This window comes from Streptomyces sp. NPDC002092 (assembly GCF_053593775.1).
Genome location: NZ_JBSFDG010000025.1, coordinates 33,645 through 50,631, shown reverse-complemented (window position 1 = coordinate 50,631; position 16,987 = coordinate 33,645). Strand labels below are relative to the sequence as shown.

At 66.4% G+C, this 16,987-nt stretch carries 10 protein-coding genes; 7 read left to right on the top strand and 3 right to left on the bottom strand.

The annotated features are described in order from the left end of the window. Positions 1-11: 11 nt before the first annotated feature. The 7 genes from araB (at position 12) to ACWCRD_RS39645 (ending at position 11,251) form a co-directional block, all read left to right on the top strand. Positions 12-1,676, top strand: coding sequence for a ribulokinase (gene araB / locus ACWCRD_RS39675; protein ID WP_450970531.1), 1,665 nt, complete (start codon positions 12-14; stop codon positions 1,674-1,676). 14 nt (positions 1,677-1,690) lie between these two features. Continuing rightward, complete coding sequence (araA, locus tag ACWCRD_RS39670; protein WP_450970580.1) at positions 1,691-3,205, top strand: L-arabinose isomerase; 1,515 nt, start codon at positions 1,691-1,693, stop codon at positions 3,203-3,205. Between the two features lie 14 nt (positions 3,206-3,219). Further along, positions 3,220-3,945, top strand: coding sequence for an L-ribulose-5-phosphate 4-epimerase AraD (araD, locus tag ACWCRD_RS39665; RefSeq protein WP_450970530.1), 726 nt, complete (start codon positions 3,220-3,222; stop codon positions 3,943-3,945). A 2-nt stretch (positions 3,946-3,947) separates the two neighbouring features. After that, on the top strand, positions 3,948-4,331 hold the full coding sequence (locus tag ACWCRD_RS39660) for a VOC family protein (protein WP_450970579.1): 384 nt from the start codon (positions 3,948-3,950) through the stop codon (positions 4,329-4,331). Positions 4,332-4,805: 474 nt separating this feature from the next. Then, a complete protein-coding gene (locus ACWCRD_RS39655) occupies positions 4,806-5,570 on the top strand; it encodes a nuclease-related domain-containing protein (protein WP_120051352.1) in 765 nt (254 codons plus the stop codon). Positions 5,571-5,703: 133 nt separating this feature from the next. Further along, positions 5,704-10,287, top strand: coding sequence for an AAA domain-containing protein (locus tag ACWCRD_RS39650; RefSeq protein WP_450970529.1), 4,584 nt, complete (start codon positions 5,704-5,706; stop codon positions 10,285-10,287). Position 10,288: 1 nt separating this feature from the next. Then, the gene (locus ACWCRD_RS39645) at positions 10,289-11,251 is read left to right on the top strand and encodes a hypothetical protein (protein ID WP_120051350.1); all 963 of its coding nucleotides are present in this window, start codon (positions 10,289-10,291) and stop codon (positions 11,249-11,251) included. 101 nt (positions 11,252-11,352) lie between these two features. Here the strand turns inward: ACWCRD_RS39645 and ACWCRD_RS39640 are convergent, their stop codons facing one another. From ACWCRD_RS39640 to ACWCRD_RS39630, 3 genes are all read right to left on the bottom strand, one after another. Further along, complete coding sequence (locus ACWCRD_RS39640; RefSeq protein WP_450970528.1) at positions 11,353-12,717, bottom strand: hypothetical protein; 1,365 nt, start codon at positions 12,715-12,717, stop codon at positions 11,353-11,355. Positions 12,718-12,880: 163 nt separating this feature from the next. Further along, positions 12,881-15,709 (bottom strand): TrlF family AAA-like ATPase, encoded by a 2,829-nt coding sequence (locus ACWCRD_RS39635; RefSeq protein ID WP_450970527.1) that lies wholly within the window; start codon positions 15,707-15,709, stop codon positions 12,881-12,883. A gap of 178 nt (positions 15,710-15,887) precedes the next feature. Beyond that, a complete protein-coding gene (locus tag ACWCRD_RS39630; RefSeq protein WP_450970526.1) occupies positions 15,888-16,940 on the bottom strand; it encodes a serine hydrolase domain-containing protein in 1,053 nt (350 codons plus the stop codon). Positions 16,941-16,987 lie beyond the last annotated feature (47 nt).

The window sequence follows — 16,987 nt, the reverse complement described above, 5'->3', positions numbered from 1 at the left end:
GTGGGTCGCCCGTGTCTGAAGAACCCTGTGTCGTGGGCGTCGACTTCGGCACCCTGTCCGGCCGTGCCGTGGTGGTGCGGGTCGGCGACGGCGCGGAACTGGCGTCGGCGGAGCACGTCTACGCCCACGCCGTCCTCGACCGGACCCTGCCCGACGGCACCCGGCTGCCCCCCGACTGGGCCCTCCAGGTCCCCTCGGACTACATCGATGTGCTGCGAGGCGCCGTACCCGAGGCTCTCGCCCGTGCCGGAGTGCGGCCGGAACAGGTGATCGGCATCGGCACCGACTTCACCGCCTGCACTGTCCTGCCGGTCCTCGCCGACGGCACGCCGCTGTGCGAACTCCCCGGCCTGGAGAACCGCCCGCACGCCTACGTCAAGCTGTGGCGCCACCACGCGGCCCAGGGCCAGGCCGACCGGATCAACGCGCTGGCCGCCGAGATGAACGAGCCGTGGCTGGAGCGGTACGGCGGGAAGATCTCCTCGGAGTGGGAGTTCGCCAAGGCGCTGCAGGTCCTGGAGGAGGACCCGGAGATCTACCGGCGCACCGAGCGCTGGCTGGAGGCGGCGGACTGGATCGTGTGGCGGCTGTGCGGGACGTACGTCCGCAACGCCTGCACGGCAGGCTACAAGGGCCAGTACCAGGAAGGGCGTTATCCGTCGCCCGAGTATCTGTCGGCGCTGCACCCGGACTTCGCCGGCTTCGTGACCGACAAGCTGGACCATCCGATCGGCCGACTCGGCGATTCCGCCGGGGTGTTGACCGCCGAGGCGGCCGCGTGGACCGGGTTGCCGGAGGGCATCACGGTCTGCGTCGGCAACGTCGACGCCCATGTCACCGCCCCGGCGGCGGTCGCCGTGGAACCGGGCCAGATGGTCGCCATCATGGGCACCTCCACCTGCCATGTGATGAGCTCCGACCAGCAGGGTGTTGTGCCCGGCATGTGCGGGGTCGTGGAAGGCGGCATCCTCCCCGGGCTCTGGGGCTACGAGGCCGGGCAGAGCGGCGTCGGCGACATCTTCGGCTGGTTCGTCCGCACGGGCCTGCCCGCCGAGTACGCGGAGCGCGCCGCCGCGGCCGGCCAGACCCCGCACGAGTACCTGACCGCCCTCGCTGCCGGACAGAAGGTGGGCGAACACGGCCTCCTCGCCCTCGACTGGCACAGCGGCAACCGGTCCGTCCTGGTCGACCACGACCTCAGCGGCCTGCTGATCGGCCAGACGCTCTCCACCCGCCCCGAGGACATCTACCGCGCCCTGCTGGAGGCCACCGCCTTCGGCACCCGCACCATCATCGACGCCTTCGAGTCCGCCGCCGTACCGGTGACGGAACTGATCATCGCGGGCGGCCTGACGAAGAACGCCCTGCTCATGCAGATCTACGCCGACGTCACCCGCCGCCCGCTGAGCATCATCGGCTCGGCCCAGGGACCGGCCCTCGGCGCCGCCATGCACGCCGCCGTCGCCGCCGGGGCGTACCCCGACATCCGCGCCGCCGCCCACGCCATGGGCAAGGTGCACCGCCGGGTCTACCTGCCGGACCCGCAGCGCGCGGCAGCCTACGAGCGCCTGTACGCCGAGTACCGCGTGCTGCACGACTACTTCGGCCGCGGCACCAACGACGTCATGCACCGCCTGCGCCACATCCGCGCCGAAGCCTCACTGCTTCCCTTGTGAAAGGACCCCTCATGATCACTTCCGAAAGGCCTTACGGCAGCCAGGAGATCTGGTTCCTCACCGGCAGCCAGGGCCTGTACGGCGACGACGTGCTGCGCCAGGTCGCCGACCAGTCCCGCAGCATCGCCGAGACCCTCGGCCGGCCCGACAAGGTCCCGGTCCGGATCGTGTGGAAGCCGGTCCTCACCGACGCCGACTCGATCCGGCGGATGTGCCAGGAGGCGAGCGCCTCCGACACCTGCGTGGGCGTGATCGTGTGGATGCACACCTTCTCGCCCGCGAAGATGTGGATCGCCGGTCTCAGCGCCCTGGACCGGCCCTTGCTGCACCTGCACACCCAGTACAACCTGTCGCTGCCCTGGCCCAGCATCGACATGGACTTCATGAACCTCAACCAGGCCGCCCACGGCGACCGCGAGTTCGGCCACATCGAGTCCCGCGTCGGCGTCGACCGCAAGATCGTCGCCGGTCACGCCACCGACCCGAGGGTGATCCGGCGCGTCGCCGCCTGGGCCCGCGCCGCCGTCGGCCGCCACGCCTCGCGCACCCTGCGGCTCGCCCGCTTCGGCGACAACATGCGCGACGTCGCCGTCACCGAGGGCGACAAGGTGGAGGCCCAGCTGCGCTTCGGCTTCTCCGTCAACACCTATGCCGTCAACGACCTGGTCGCCGTGGTCGACGACATCGAGGACAAGGCGGCCGCCGAGCTCGCCGCCGAGTACGTGGAGTCGTACGACGTCGTCCCGGCCCTGCGCCCCGGCGGCATCCGCCATGACTCCCTGCTGTACGCCGCCCGTCTCGAACTCGGCCTTCGCGCCTTCCTCACCGAAGGCGGCTTCACCGCCTTCACCACCAACTTCGAGGACCTCGGCGGGCTGCGCCAGCTGCCCGGCATCGCGGTGCAGCGCCTCATGGCCGACGGCTACGGCTTCGGCGGCGAGGGCGACTGGAAGACCTCCGCCCTGCTGCGCACGATGAAGGTCATGGGTGCGGGGCTGCCCGGCGGCACCACGTTCATGGAGGACTACACCTACCACCTCGGCCCCGGCACCCCCCGTGTCCTCGGCGCCCACATGCTGGAGGTCTGCCCCTCGGTGGCCACCGGCCGCCCCAGCTGCGAGATCCACCCCCTGTCCATCGGCGGCCGCGAGGACCCGGTCCGTCTGGTCTTCAACGCCGCCGAAGGCCCCGCCGTCGTCGTCGGCCTCTCCGACCTCGGCGACCGCTTCCGCCTCACCGCCAACGCCGTCGACGTCGTCGCCCCCAGCGAACCCCTGCGCCGCCTGCCGGTCGCCCGGGCCGTATGGAAGCCACGTCCGTCCCTGGCGGAATCGGCGGAGAGCTGGCTGCTGGCCGGCGCCCCGCACCACACCGTGCTCAGCTCGGCGGTCGACGTCGAGACCCTGACCGACTACGCCGCCATGACCGGTGTCGAGCTGCTCACCATCGACGAGAGCACCAGCACCGATCAGTTCGCCAAGGAAATCCGCTGGAACGCCGCCTACCACCGCCTCGCCCAGGCCCTGTGACGAAGGAGACCACGATGACCACAGTTGTCCGGGAGGGCCTGCGCCAGGAGGTACTGGAGGCGAACCTCGCCATCCCCCAGGTCGGCCTGGCGACCCTGACCTGGGGAAACGTCAGCGGGGTCGACCGCGAGGCGGGGGTGTTCGTCATCAAGCCCTCCGGGGTCCCCTACGAGGCCCTGACCCTGGACGACCTGGTGACGGTCCGCCTGTCCGACGGCGCGGTGGTCGAGGGCGACCTGCGTCCCTCCACCGACACCGAGACCCACCGCTGCCTGTACCTGGCCTTCCCGTCCGTCGGCGGCGTGACCCACACCCACTCCACCCACGCGGTCGCCTTCGCCCAGGCCCGCCGGGACATCCCCGTCCTCGGCACCACCCACGCCGACACCTTCAACGGCCCCGTGCCCGTCACCCGCGACCTCACGAAGGAGGAGTGCGCGCAGGACTACGAGTACAACACCGGCCACGTCATCGTGGACCTCCTCGACGGCGACGACCAGCGGGCCGTCGAGGTCCCCGCCGCCCTCGTCGCCGGACACGGCCCCTTCACCTGGGGCGCCACTGCCCGCAGGTCCCTGGAACACGCGATCATCTGCGAAGCCGTCGCCGACATCGCCCTGCACACCATGTCCCTCTCACCGACGAGTCCGCCCCCTCCCCACCTCCTGAACCGCCACTACACCCGCAAGCACGGCCCCGACGCCTACTACGGCAATCCGGCCGCTCCGGTGACGCGGTGACGATGATGCACAGAAGCCGCGTATACGCCGTACTGATCGACACACCCCGAGCCGAGGCTGCCCGAGCAGTGGACTTCTGGTCGGCCGCTCTCGGCGCGACCGCCCAACCGTTTCCACCGGCACCGCACTTCACCGCCCTCCACCAGGCACTGCCGGGACTGATCACCGCGGTCCAGGCGGTCGACGACGCACCTCGTATCCACCTAGACATCGAGACCGACGACGTCGAATCGGAAACCGAGCGCTTGATCGCCCTGGGCGCCGAGCAGGTTTCGCGATGGGAGGAGTGCCGCGTGCTACAAGTCCCTGGCGGTCATCTGCTGTGCGTACTACCTGTGGAGAGCGATACCGACACCTTCCGAGCGCAGGCCAACGCTTGGCCATGACTCCATGGTGACCGGCCCGGCACATGCCAAGGGCGGCCCCCGAAAGCCCTGCCCGCACCAAACGAAGCCCCAGGTCAGGGCCAGACAAGGCAGTACGGCTGATGCCCCGCCTCATGCAACCGATGGCTGAAGTCCTGCCACTCGTGCAGCGATTGGTGACGGGAGGGCGCTGACCTGGGGTTTCGCAAGGGAATGTGCGTTGACCTGGGAAAACTCCTCTCGGTAGTTCTCACGGGTCAACGCCGTTTCCCAGGCTCATGTGCCCTGGATGTGCCCTCGCCCTGTCTGCAGAACCGGCTATGAAGCGCCCGATCTCGGCCACCAGCCTGCTTCGGCGCAGACGTGAGGCTGTCTTGCTCGCTGTTTCTGATCCTGGTCACATGGTCATTGGCCTTTGATGGGATGCGAAACGGGGGGCGCGTGAGCGGCTTACAGGTCTCCGTATGGAAGCGTTACGGACATGACCGTCTCTACGTGAATCAGTCGGACGGCAAGAAGGTCGCATGGTTCGACCGCCGCACGGGGTATCTGGAGCTCCTTGTTGAGGAACAGCGGGACGCGGTACTTGATGTCCTTGCGCCCTATCTCACTGCTTCATCTTCGCCCGTAGCGCACAAGGCACTGCATTCTGAGGACGATCTTGCCGGGAACCGTCCGGGAGACGCGCTGCAGATGAAGGTGGACGAGCTGACGCCCGGCTTCTGGCAGTGGGCGTTGGCCAGGCTGTCCGGTCGGCGTCTGGAGGCGGACAGTTGGCGCGCAGGACTGGCCGGCGAGCGCCGGGTGGGAGCGGAGCTGGAGAGGCTGGCGCGGCGAGGCTGGCGAGTTCTGCACTCCATACCCCTGCCCGGTGAAGTTGACATCGACCACGTCCTGATTGGTCCGGGCGGCGCCTTCTGCTTCAACACGAAGCGCCACCGCGGAGCGCGCGTTTGGGTGGGTGATGACTCTGTTCGCATAGGCGGCCAGTCGTACCCCTACGTGCGAAAGAGCCGAGCAGAGGCGCGGCGGGCCTCAGCTGCGCTGACGAGTGCATGCGGCTTTCCCGTCGAGGTTCAGCCGGTGCTCGCCTTCGTTGCGGTGGCAGAGCTGCAGGTCGTGCCGTCACTCCGGGACGTGCGAGTCCTTCAGGAGCACGACATCTCGGCGTTCAAGCACCTCAAGTCTGGCTTGCGACCGGACAAGGTCGAGTTGGTGTACACGGCGGCACGTGATCGCCGCACGTGGGTTCGCTCCTAACGGTTGGCTGGGTTACAGCCAACTTTCGCGAAATGTGGCTTGTTCACGTCATTACTCGCCGGTCTCTGTTGATGGCGGCCCTTCTCTCCCACATCCTGGAAGGCTTTCCATCGAGCCATGACCTGGGGGATAAGTGTCTCTTCACTCTGCACTCCGTGCGAACAATCCGGAGGCGGTCCACCGTACGCGCCAACTAATCGAATATATCCGCGAATTCGTTCGCGGGTCGTACAAGCCGGTGCGGGACTGGCAGAAATATCCGGAGGTCCTCTGGCTCTCCGGCCTGCCGGACGACAGGCTCCGGCGGAACCCGGACGGCGACCGGACGCTTCTCAAGGTGGCACACCGCCCGCCTCGCCCGGCTCCTGTCATACCCGAGGTGCTGGCGGGCTGGATCGACCCTGAGGCCGCCGCCACCGCGAGGCCCGAAGCGCCGCCGCTGGCCGAGTCGGGGCCGGGTCAGGGCTGGCAGGAGGATGAGAACGGAAACCTGTTCGAGGTTTCCGAAATCCGCCGGGAGGAAGCGCACGACGTGCTGCGCGCCTACACGCGATGGCTCGACGCGTGGCGCAAGTGGTCGGAGAAAGAGCGCGTCGACCGGCCTCACCGGGAGCTCTATCAGCAGCTGTATCGAATGGCGACCAGGATTCAGCAGGACGGCGAGGAATATGAGGCGGTACTAGGCACCGGATTGCTGACCGTCGGAGCCGCACGTCCGTCGGCGCGCATCGCCCGGCACATTCTGACGGCGCCGCTGATACTCACCGTGAATTCCACGAACATGTCCATCACCGTGGCCCTCGCACCCGGCGACCCGGCGCGACTGGAGGACAGAGAGTTCCTCGACGCGGACGAGGGCTACAGCACCCGTCTGCTGGGCCCGCTGCGGGAACGTGTCGATGCGGAAGGATTCCATCCGCTGTCCCCGGACTCCCAGGACATGCTCGGTGACTGGTCGGAGAGGGCGTTCGGCACCGATCGCGCGGTGGCGTTCCACCGCGGCTGGGGCCGCCCGCCCGCCGACCCGGCGCTGCCGGTGCCCACGCTCGGATTCGCGCCGGCGATCATTCTCCGTCAGCGAGGCCAGGGCGCCCTCGTGAACTTCTATGACGGCATCGCGAACCGCCTCGCCCAGCCCGGTGCAATCGCGCCACTGGGCCTGGCTCAGTTGCTGTACCGGCTCGAAGCGGAAGACCGCAGGGTGTGGGGTACGGCGGCGGGGGGCCGTGACGTGCCGCCCGCCCTCGGCCCCGACCCGCTGTTTCCGCTGCTGTCGAACGAAGCCCAGCGGGAGGTACTGAGGCGCCTACAGACCGATACCGGCGTTGTCGTTCAGGGACCGCCTGGCACGGGAAAGACGCACACCATCGCCAACCTCGTGTGTGCCTTGCTGGCGGACGGCAAGCGAGTGCTCGTGACGAGTGAGAAGGGCCAGGCGCTGAAGGTCCTGCGGCAGCAACTGCCTCCTGAGCTGCGCAGCCTGTGCGTCCTCCAGGGCGACCGACGCCAGGACGGCAGCGACGACCTGGAACAGTCCGTGCGCGCGCTCTCCCAGCTCAGTGCCACCCAGTCGACGGAGCGCCTCAACGTAAGGATCAAGGGCTATGAGGCGCTGCGCTCTGAACTGTCGGACACCCGCGCGCGGCTCCGTGACGATCTGCGCGCCATACGTGAGGCGGAGTGGTACGAACACCTCGACGTGGCACCCGGATACAAGGGGCGGCTCGTGGAGATCGTGGAGACCGTCGCAGCCGGTGCATCGAAGTACGACTGGATGCCCGACCTGCCCGCCTTGGCACCGCGACAACCTTCGCTGAGCCAGGACGAGGCCCAGCGCCTGCTGGGTCTGGTATCCCGGCACGGGGCCGGAGTGCTGGACGAGCATGCCGCCCGCTGCCCGGACCCCGCAGACTTCGTCCCACCCGTGCTGTTCGAAGAGGCGGTCAATGCCCTAGACGCCGCTGTACGTGCCTGTGCTGCGCCGGCGTCTGACACACTCGCCCTCGAACTCGCAGATTGCGGAAATGAGTTGATCGCGACACTGGTCGGTCTGCTGGACGCGGCGGAACACGCGCTGCAGAGCGAGGGACTGCCGGGCGATCCTGCTGCCTGGCCGCCCGAGGAGTGGACCACGCGTGCCTTGCAGGACGGAATGGCGGGCCGACGGCAGCAGCTGTGGGAGGGAGTGCGGCAGGCGTCCGCCCGTGCCGAAGACGTTCAGAGCGTCCTTCAGCACACGCCCTTCGCCGTGCTCGACGTACCCGACGTGGCGCTTGCTGAGGAATCACGTCTCATCGCCGCCGGGAAGGACCTCGAACAGTACTTGCGTGCAGGTGGCAAGCTGCGCAAGTTCGCCCCGAGGTCGGTCCAGAAGGAGGCCCAAGTCCTTCTGCGAGACTGCCGGGTGGATGGGCGGCTGCCCAGCACACCGGACGAGATCTCCGCCTTGGTGGCTCATCTGGCGGCACGCCAGTGCGTTCGGCAGCTGAACGAGCGCTGGAAGAGCGTCGACGCGCCCGAGGCCGAGGGCTCCACACAGGTGGCTCTGTCGGAGCTGCTGGACCGGGTGCCGACGCTCCGCGCGGTGGACGGATTCACCCACTCCGTACGTACGCTGCACGATGTCCTGCTCAAGGCCCGGATCAAGGCCACGGTGCGGACGGCACAGCAGTGGGATGACGTCCGTACATCGGCGAACGCCGCGGAACGGCTGCTCCGTGCCCGTGAAGCGGAGGAGAGGCTGCGATCCATCTCCGAGCAGCTGCCGCGACCCGATGCCCGCGGAGTGACCGAACTGGCAGAGGTCCACCGGGCTGTCACCGCCCGTAATCCGCGGGCGTACACGTCCGCGATCGACTCGCTGACCGAGGCGTTCCACCGTGAGGCCGATCGTCGGGAGGCCCGCAAACTCCTGGATCGACTGTCCGAGGACCACCCCGAACTGGCGCGGCGCTTCGCCGAGTCCCCAACCGAGGCGGCCTGGGAGGCCCGCCTCGCGAACCTGGACGGAGCCTGGGCATGGCGGCGAGCACGCACCTTCCAGGACACGATGCTGACGCCTGGGAGGGAAGCTCGACTGGAAGGTGAACTGGACGCGGTCGAGACGCAGTTGAGGAACACGGTGACTCAACTGGCCGCTAGCAGAGCGCTGTATCACTGCCTGGACCGGATGACGGTCGGCCAGAAACAGGCACTGAGCGCCTATGCGTCGGCCATGGCGAACGCAGGCAAGGGAATGACGAAACTCGGCAAGCGGCATCTGAAGAACGCCCGTTCCGCGATGCGTGAGGCGCGTGCCGCGGTTCCGGCCTGGGTCATGCCGATCAAGCAGGTCGCCGAAATGATTGATCCCGAGCCGGATGCCTTCGACGTCGTCATCGTGGACGAGGCGAGCCAGGTCGGTCTGGACGGGCTGATGCTGCTGTGGCTCGCTCCGAGAGTCATCGTCGTGGGTGACGACAAGCAGTGTGTCCCGTTCTACACGGGTGGTAAGCACGAGCGGTTCGACGAACTCCTCGACTCACTCCTGCCCCATCTCATCGACTGGCAGCGGGACGGGCTCAGTCCAAAGTCCAACCTGTATGCCCTGTTGTCCGCCCGTTTTCCCGAGACGATCCGGCTTACCGAGCACTTCCGGTGCATGCCGGAGATCATCAAATGGTCCTCCACCCAGTTCTATCCCGACAACGAACTCGTACCGTTGCGACAGTACGGAGCGGATCGGCTGCGGCCCCTCGAAGTCGTCCATGTCCATGAGGGCCACTGCGAGGGACGGGGAGACACCCTGGTCAACAGGCCCGAGGCAGAACGCATCGTCGCCACGTTGCAGAAACTCGCGGAGGACGACGCGTACGCGAAACGGAGTTTCGGAGTCATCGTGCTTCGTTCCGGACACCAGACAAGGCTGTTGGAAAATCTCATCGATACGCGGATCGACCCCGCGATCCGCGAGCGACACAACATACGTGTCGGCACGGCCGAACAGTTCCAGGGGGACGAACGGGACGTCATCCTGCTCTCGCTGGTCATCGACGCCGGCCACATCCGGGCCCTGACCGGCCAGGGGGACGGAAGGCGGTTCAACGTGGCCGCCAGCCGGGCGCGCGACCAGATGTGGCTGTTCACCTCCGTCACACCGGACCAGCTGCGCAGCAGGGACCTGCGCCACTCCCTGCTCACCTATATGCAGGCGCCGCCGGAACTCCAGGGCGCCTCTCCCAGCCTGTCCGCCGTCTCGCCCGACGAGCCGTGCAAGCCGTTCGAGTCCCTCTTCGAGCAGCAGGTCTTCCGAAGGATCAAGGAACGCGGCTACCACGTCGTTCCGCAGTGGAAGGTCAGCGGCAAACGCATCGACCTCGTCGTCGTCGGAGAGGCGGGCCGTCTCGCCGTGGAGTGCGACGGCAGCCCATATCACTCCAATCTTGACGACATCCGTGAGGACTACGAGCGGGAGCGCGAACTGCGCCGAGCGGGCTGGCAGTTCTGGCGCGTGCGCAGCAGCGAGTTCGCCTTGTCCCCGGAGGATTCGCTGGCCCCGTTGTGGCAGCGGCTGGACGCTCTGGGCATCAGCCCCGGAGTCACCGAGGAGGCGCATGGTGACGCGGGGAGCACATGGACTCCGGTCGACATCGACGACGCCGATGACACCGACCTCACCGCCGACGAACTCGACGCAATGCTCGATGAGGATGCGTCCGTCTCTCCCGAAGGAGCCTGACATGAGCGAAGTCTTCGACGACAGCACGCTGACGGAGATCGCCCACCTGATCTGCGGGGACGAGCCGCCGCTGCTCTACCGCAAGGGGTACGAGATCGCCGCGTTCTTCCAACGGGCGGGTTGGGACGACGTTCCGGAGTACGACGGCAGCACACCCAGGCACAAGTGGGCCCGGGAACTCCTCAAGGAACGGCAGGAGGACGGCACGGATGACGCCGAGCGCGCAATACTGCGCCTGGCGAACCGCCTTGAGTACTACAACCAGCAGCACGAGTACCGCGCCACACTAAAGCAGCTCAACGAGATACTCGTGCTCGGCGGACGCCGCATCGGCGAGGACGGAGGCCAACTGGCCCTCGTCCGCTGTGAGGCCGGATTCGAGGACGAAGTACGGCAGCTGCCGCGTGTCGAGCTGAAGGTCTCTGTGACGGAGGTGGTGAGCGACCCGGAACTCGCCGCCACCGTGCAACTCCGGCTGGACGAGGCACGCACCTGCTACGAGCACGGCGCCTACACGTCGGCGGTCATCATGCTGGGCAGCCTCCTAGAGGGTGTGCTCGCGCATGCTGCGCAGGTCCGTGCCGCAGGCGTACCCATGCCGAAGCCGTTGCGGAACATGGGGCTGAATGACTTCTTGAACTTCGCGTACGAGAACAAATGGATCGAGTACGACGCCAAGCTGACCTCGGAGCTTATCCGGCAGTACAGGAATCTCGTCCATCCCCTGGCAGAGAAACAGAAGGGACACAGCCCGAACCGCGACACCCTCGACATGTGCTGGCCGGTGGTGAATGCCACGCTGAACGATCTCGCGGCGACGGCGGCAGCGCCTCCTGTACCGCCCACTCCGCGTGCGCCCACAGAACGAGGTCGTGGTCGTAATCCCAATGCCTCCGCACAACGCCCAACGCCGGCCTCTGTTGCTCGCCGCCGTCCGGGCGGTGGAACAACGGCGGGTACATGAACCGGGGTGCACTCGATCCAACGTGGGCGGAGAAAGCGCGGAGTTTCTGATGGCGTCTCCTCCGCCTGCGCAGAACATAGAACACTGAGACTGAAGGGGGGTTACGTCGAGGCGTCCTCAGTGCTCGTGCTCTTCCTTAAACGCAGTAGGCGCATGGCCAGGACTGTTCCGTCTTCTTGGATCGAGACAGGGCCTCCCCAGTTCGGATCCCACGTCTGTCCTGGCCAGGTGCCGCGTCTTGCGTAAATTTCACTGCGGTACTCCTCGGCCTTCCCAGCTGAGAGGAGGGCGAAGAGATCGGCTGCGACGCCGGAGAACGCCTCTACACGCTTGTTGTTCAGCCGGAAGACGTGATCCGTGCCGACGAAGGGGATGCCGAGAAGCCTGTACGTCGCGTCTTGGACGCTTCCTGATGCCGCATGCGCGACACCGGCGTCGTAGCGTCGACTCCCCTGGTCGGTGGTGAGGTAGCGAGCGGTTGTGGCGCCATCGCCTGCGAAGGCAGTTGTTCCGGCTGTCGCTGTTCGTGCCACGACGTGCTGGAACCATGCTGAGTCCTCGGACTGGACATGGAAACCGGGCTCGGACTGGGGAACCCGGTCACCGCGCGTGGGAGGCTGGATGCCCGGCACGATGTTCCCTTTTTCGGCGGGACTGTTCACGCTTCGCAGCGGATGCTCGGGCGAGCCGTATAACCAGCCGTCCTCTCCTCGTGCGTGCAGGACATGGACTGTAACGGGTCCCTCCGAAGGGAACTCCGTACTGAAGACAAGGCATGGTGTTTCGTTCCACGCGCCGATGTGCATGGCCTCGACATGGGCTGAGCATGCGGCGAGTTGGGAATAGGAGGGTTTGGGGCCTCCATGGTTCCCCGTGGTCGCAATCGGGAAGACACGTGACGGCTCGCCCGGCTTCCAGACTTCGGCGAAAAAGTCGGGCCGGTAGGCGTAACCGACCGATCCCTTGGACCATCCAGCCCGTATGACTACATCGGCGCTGACGAAGGATACGAAGCGGTCTGGATATCGACGTAGGAGGGCCTGCCGTGCCAGGGCAAGGGCGAAACCCTGCCCCAACTCCCGCGACTGCAGACGCTTGTAGTCCCGGGCTATCCCTTTGGCTTCGGCGGACAACTGTATGTAGCTGTCCGCTACCGCATCGAGCGCCTGGCTGTACTTGAGGCTTCCCCAATGCTCGGCGAGACCACGCCCAGCGCCTTGTCGAGAGAGGGAAAGAGCCTGCGCGAGGTCGTGCAGTACATGCCACGGAGCCAGCTCTACCGACTGTCCGAGTTCCGCCCTCGGGAGAGCCTCCAGGCCGCTCTTCCGTCGGAGCGAAGTACCTTTCTCCGCACGCTTCTTGTCATCCTTGGCCACGGCCACCTCGACGCTGCCGACCAGCGCCGAATCCGACTGAACGGCTACGTTCGACGGACGCGCGAGGTCCCGTAACACGCCTTTCGTCACCCTTGGTTTCGCCTTCAACCTGCACGCCCCCAGTATCCATGCGATCTGTACACGTCAAGACGGAAGCTATGTGCCCCGTACGGGGCGCACGCAAGTGCGCATGTCTACGTGATGGGGGCACGCGGAACTCGGTGCCGTGAACATCGCACTGCCAGCCGAACTGTCAGCCGTGTAGAGCGGCTCGGTAGGTGCTGAGTTCGTTGTTGTAGCGGCGCTCCCGAGACATGAACGCTGCGGTTCCACCCTCCAGGATGTCCTGGATGTCATGACGGACCTTCGTCACTTCGATGGGGCCCACGTGCTCCTGATCGTGGTACCCCTCAGCACCTGCCACCGCAGCGCTGGTCTTGATTCGGATCCGAGAGCCGTCGTTCTCGAGGACGATTACCCGCTCCGCGTCAGCATTCACAGGAATGTTGGCATTGTGCGTGATCACGATGACCTGCCGGTGCCACCGGCTCTTCCTGATCTCCGGCACAATGAGCTGAGAGATCCACGCAGTATCCAGGTCGTCCTCGGGCTGGTCCAGCACGAGCGGTTCCGTCCCATGGTGTAGGACGAAGCTGAGCATTGCCGCGCTGCGCTGGCCTGGCGAACCGGTGGTGACCGACTGCCAGTCGGCGTCGTTCTCGGCCTTGCCGCCGTCCCGCAGGAAGAACATCACCACGGCGTCGTCCGGGAAATTCATTGCGAGACGGATGCGTTGTGTCGACTCCAGCTTCGCCAGCTTGCTCCACCAGGTGGCTTTACCGCCGGCCTCTTGACGTAGTTGCGTGAAGTCGCACGTCAGCAGGGACCGGCGCCAGAGTTCCTGACGGCGCTGTCCGTCATTGAGTGGCGCGCTCCAAAGCCACTCAGCTAGGGCGGGGATGTCGTCGACGAACCCGCCGGATCGGACTCCGAGTTGACCACGCACGTCCTGTACCCAGCTGGTGCAGTTACCGTGCGGGACCACCTCGAAACGCAGTGATCCGCTGCGCTTGGCTACTTCTGCAAACAGCGTCTCGCGACGTCGACGCCGGCGTTCGTAGGTGCGCTTCAGGTCGGACCATGCCGCTTCCTCCGCGCTGCGTAGCCCAGGGGCAGCGGCTTCGTCATCCTCAAGTTCCCGCAGGACTCCCTGCACGGAGTTCAGTGCCTCGGTAAGCGCGAGGTAGGCCGTGGGCTCCACTCCGAGCAAGCTCAACCGTTGCTGGAACTCGATGATCTCCCTGTCCGCACGCTGCACCCGATCGGCCCAGACCCCCGTCTGCTGCCGCTGGCGGTTCTGCTCAAGTGCTTCCTTCGCCGCTATGACACTGGCTCGGACAGTCCGGTTGAGCTCGTCACGGATCTGGGCAAGTTCCGCATACAACTGCTGAGGCTCCTCGTCCAGCCCTGCTGGAGCCTTTGGCAGTGCTGCTTGCAGACGCTTGATCGTTGCCGCGCCAAGTTCGTCCACTGCGGCCTCGAACCGCGCGGCGTCGGCGCCGAGTCTGGCGTGGTCGCGTCTAATCCGCTCGCTCTCCAAACGGGAGCTCTGGCTCTCAGCATCCCCGAATGCTTCGATCTGATGGAGAAGTTCGCCGTGCCGGGCCATCTGCGAGGGGCGCTGAGCGAGCCGCGCTTCGACGCTGATCCGCTTGGCGACTCTCGTCAGGCACTGGGTCCGTGCTGCATCCAACTCGATCGCGAATCCGCCCGGAGCGGCTGCATCAGCCTCAAGGGCCGCGTCAACGAGGCTCAACAGGTGCTTGGATGCGGCAAAACGGTCCGAACGGTCATGTGCGGTCCGTTCGAACAGCTCCTTCTGGCTGAAGACACGCATCGGGAAGTGTGTTGGCAACTGCACGCCGTTGCGCTCTGTGCGTGAGCCCAGCGCGGAGCTCCACAGAGCAGTCTGCTGCTCCCGGGAGATGGCGAGTCTGTGCTGTGCGGTCAATCGTGCTTCGCTGAAGACGCCATCGACGAATGCGGTCGCCTCGTGCTCGATGGAGTCCGGCAGACTCTGGGTGCTGCCGTATAGTTGCCGCAATGCGGAGACCACGGTTGATTTGCCGGCGCCGCGGCCTCCGATAATCACGTTCAGCCGTGGGTCGAAGGAGACCCGTAGCGGCTCTGTTGAGTTGCCCAACGTGCCGCCGAGTTCGATATTCCTTACCCAGGCGTGGTCGACGACATTGGGGTCTGGGTTCGCGATCAGCCGTGGGTCCCAGCTCGGCATGATGCGGGCGTCGTGGTCAAGAAATGCCTGCCGCAGTGACTCCTTCGATGGCGTATCCATTCGGATCCATGTGTAACGCGACCCTAAACCCTCCAGGCTGTAGGCGTCTGACGTCGCGAGAAACGGCATGCGCGCAAGACATGGGAATTCGCCAAGAGCCCGGTTGAGGAACCGGGCCACGAAACTCTTCCCGGCGCGCCGTTCCTCTGTTACCTCTCCGGGGTCCACCGCGCTGAGCCGGTCGTGATGGAGCGCCTTCCAACGCAGATCCCCGCGCACGGTGTTCCCCGAGGCAAGACCATTGTCGGTGAGCACGTGCGGAGCAATCGCCAGCCACTGCTCAGGAAGATCATCCAAGATCTGATTGACCGTCCGGGGAGCTGGTGCGGGGTCATTTGTCCTCGGGTTCAACCTCGGGTGATCGTCGTCGAAGCCGCAAGTGCGAGCAAGCAGCACATTGATGTCCTGCTCCGTACGGTCCAGGTCGCCGATCAGTACCAGGTGAGCCCCGTCCGACCCAGAGGCCGTCGTCACCTCGACGCCGGGGAAGACGACGATGTCGTGCCTCCGTCCCGCGGCCTGCATGACAGGCAGCCACGCACCGGTGTTGTGGTCCGCCAGCGCGATCACCTCGATGCCGGATTCGCGGAGCCTCTCCATGTAAGCGTCCGCGAAGCGGGCCCTGTCCGCCTCCAGGGAGAAGTCGTATGAGCTACCTGGTGGCAGGTTGAACTTCCATGCTGGTGTGGCCACTTGGAGGTCACACTTGTACCAACGGGACGCCTTCATCACCGCTCTCGACGGGGCACATGGACATTCTGTGCGCCGGGTGGGACAGGAGCCCATTGTGAGGCAGCAGAGGCCGGAGCGCTGCTACTTTTGCGTGATCCTTCGGAGTTGCCTCGCGGACTCCGCCTTGGACTGAAGTGCGACGGTACGCCTGGTAGGTGCCCGAAACCTGCACTGTTCAGGCGAAGACTTGAGAGCGGAACTCGTCGCGGACGCGGGTGAGCGGTTCCCGCTCGCGGCTGTAGTAGAGCTTGTTGGTGAGCAGAGTTGCCCAGCGGTCCTTCCTGGGGGCGAGCCACATGCCGGTGCCTGTGAAGCCGTAGTGCACCCAGACGTCGTCGGCTTCCGGCGTCGTGCCAGGTGCTGGGTGCCAGAACAGGCCCCGGGGCGGCGTCAGATCCCCGGTGTGGATCTGGAGAGATTCCTTGATCCAGTTAGTGCCGAATCCGGGTGATGCGCTCAGCTGGTTCGGATCGAGGACATAGCGCAGGAACGTGGCGACGTCGTCGAGGACGGAGAAGGCGCCCGCGATGCCGCACACGCCGCCGAGCAGGCGGGCGGAGAAGTCGTGGGCGAGTCCCTTGAGATGGGTTCCCGTGCTGTCGTCGAGTTCGGTCGGTGCGCAGCGGGCCGCCGCTTCGGGACTCAACGGCCCGAAGCAGGTCTGTGTCATGCCCAGCGGTCCCCAGACGCGGTCGGCCGCGAGCGCATCGAGCCGCTGGCCGGAGAGGTGTTCGGCGAGGTAGCCGAGGATGAGGGCGGCGCGGTCGGTGTATTCCACGGCCTCACCGGGCGGCCGGTGCAGGGCTTCTCGCAGGACGCCGTCGCGGACGTCCTGCGGGTCCGTGCCGTACAGGTTCTTGAGGTTGGCCCGGAGCGGGACGCCGGCGGTGTGGGTGAGCAGGCGGCGTGCGGTTACCTGCGCCAGTGGGTGTTCGCTCACTTCGCACCACAAGTCGCCTAGTGGTGCGTCGAGTTGGAGTTTCCCGTCCTCGACGAGGCTGCCGATGGTCGACCACACCGCAAGGATCTTGGTGAGGCTGGCGACGTCGAAGACGGTGTCGCACTGCATCGGCTCGTCGGGCCGTTCGGGATCTAGGACGCCTGTGCTGCCGCTGGCCTGGGTTCCTCGGCTGTCACCGACGGCCCAGACTGCGCCGGGGTAGATCTTGTCGCGTGCACCGTCGTGGAGGAGTTGGTGGATGCGGTCGGTGTCGAGGTCGAGCGCCATGGTCTCCCGATCGATCGTGGGCCGTGAGATGTCCCGATGGTCAGCGT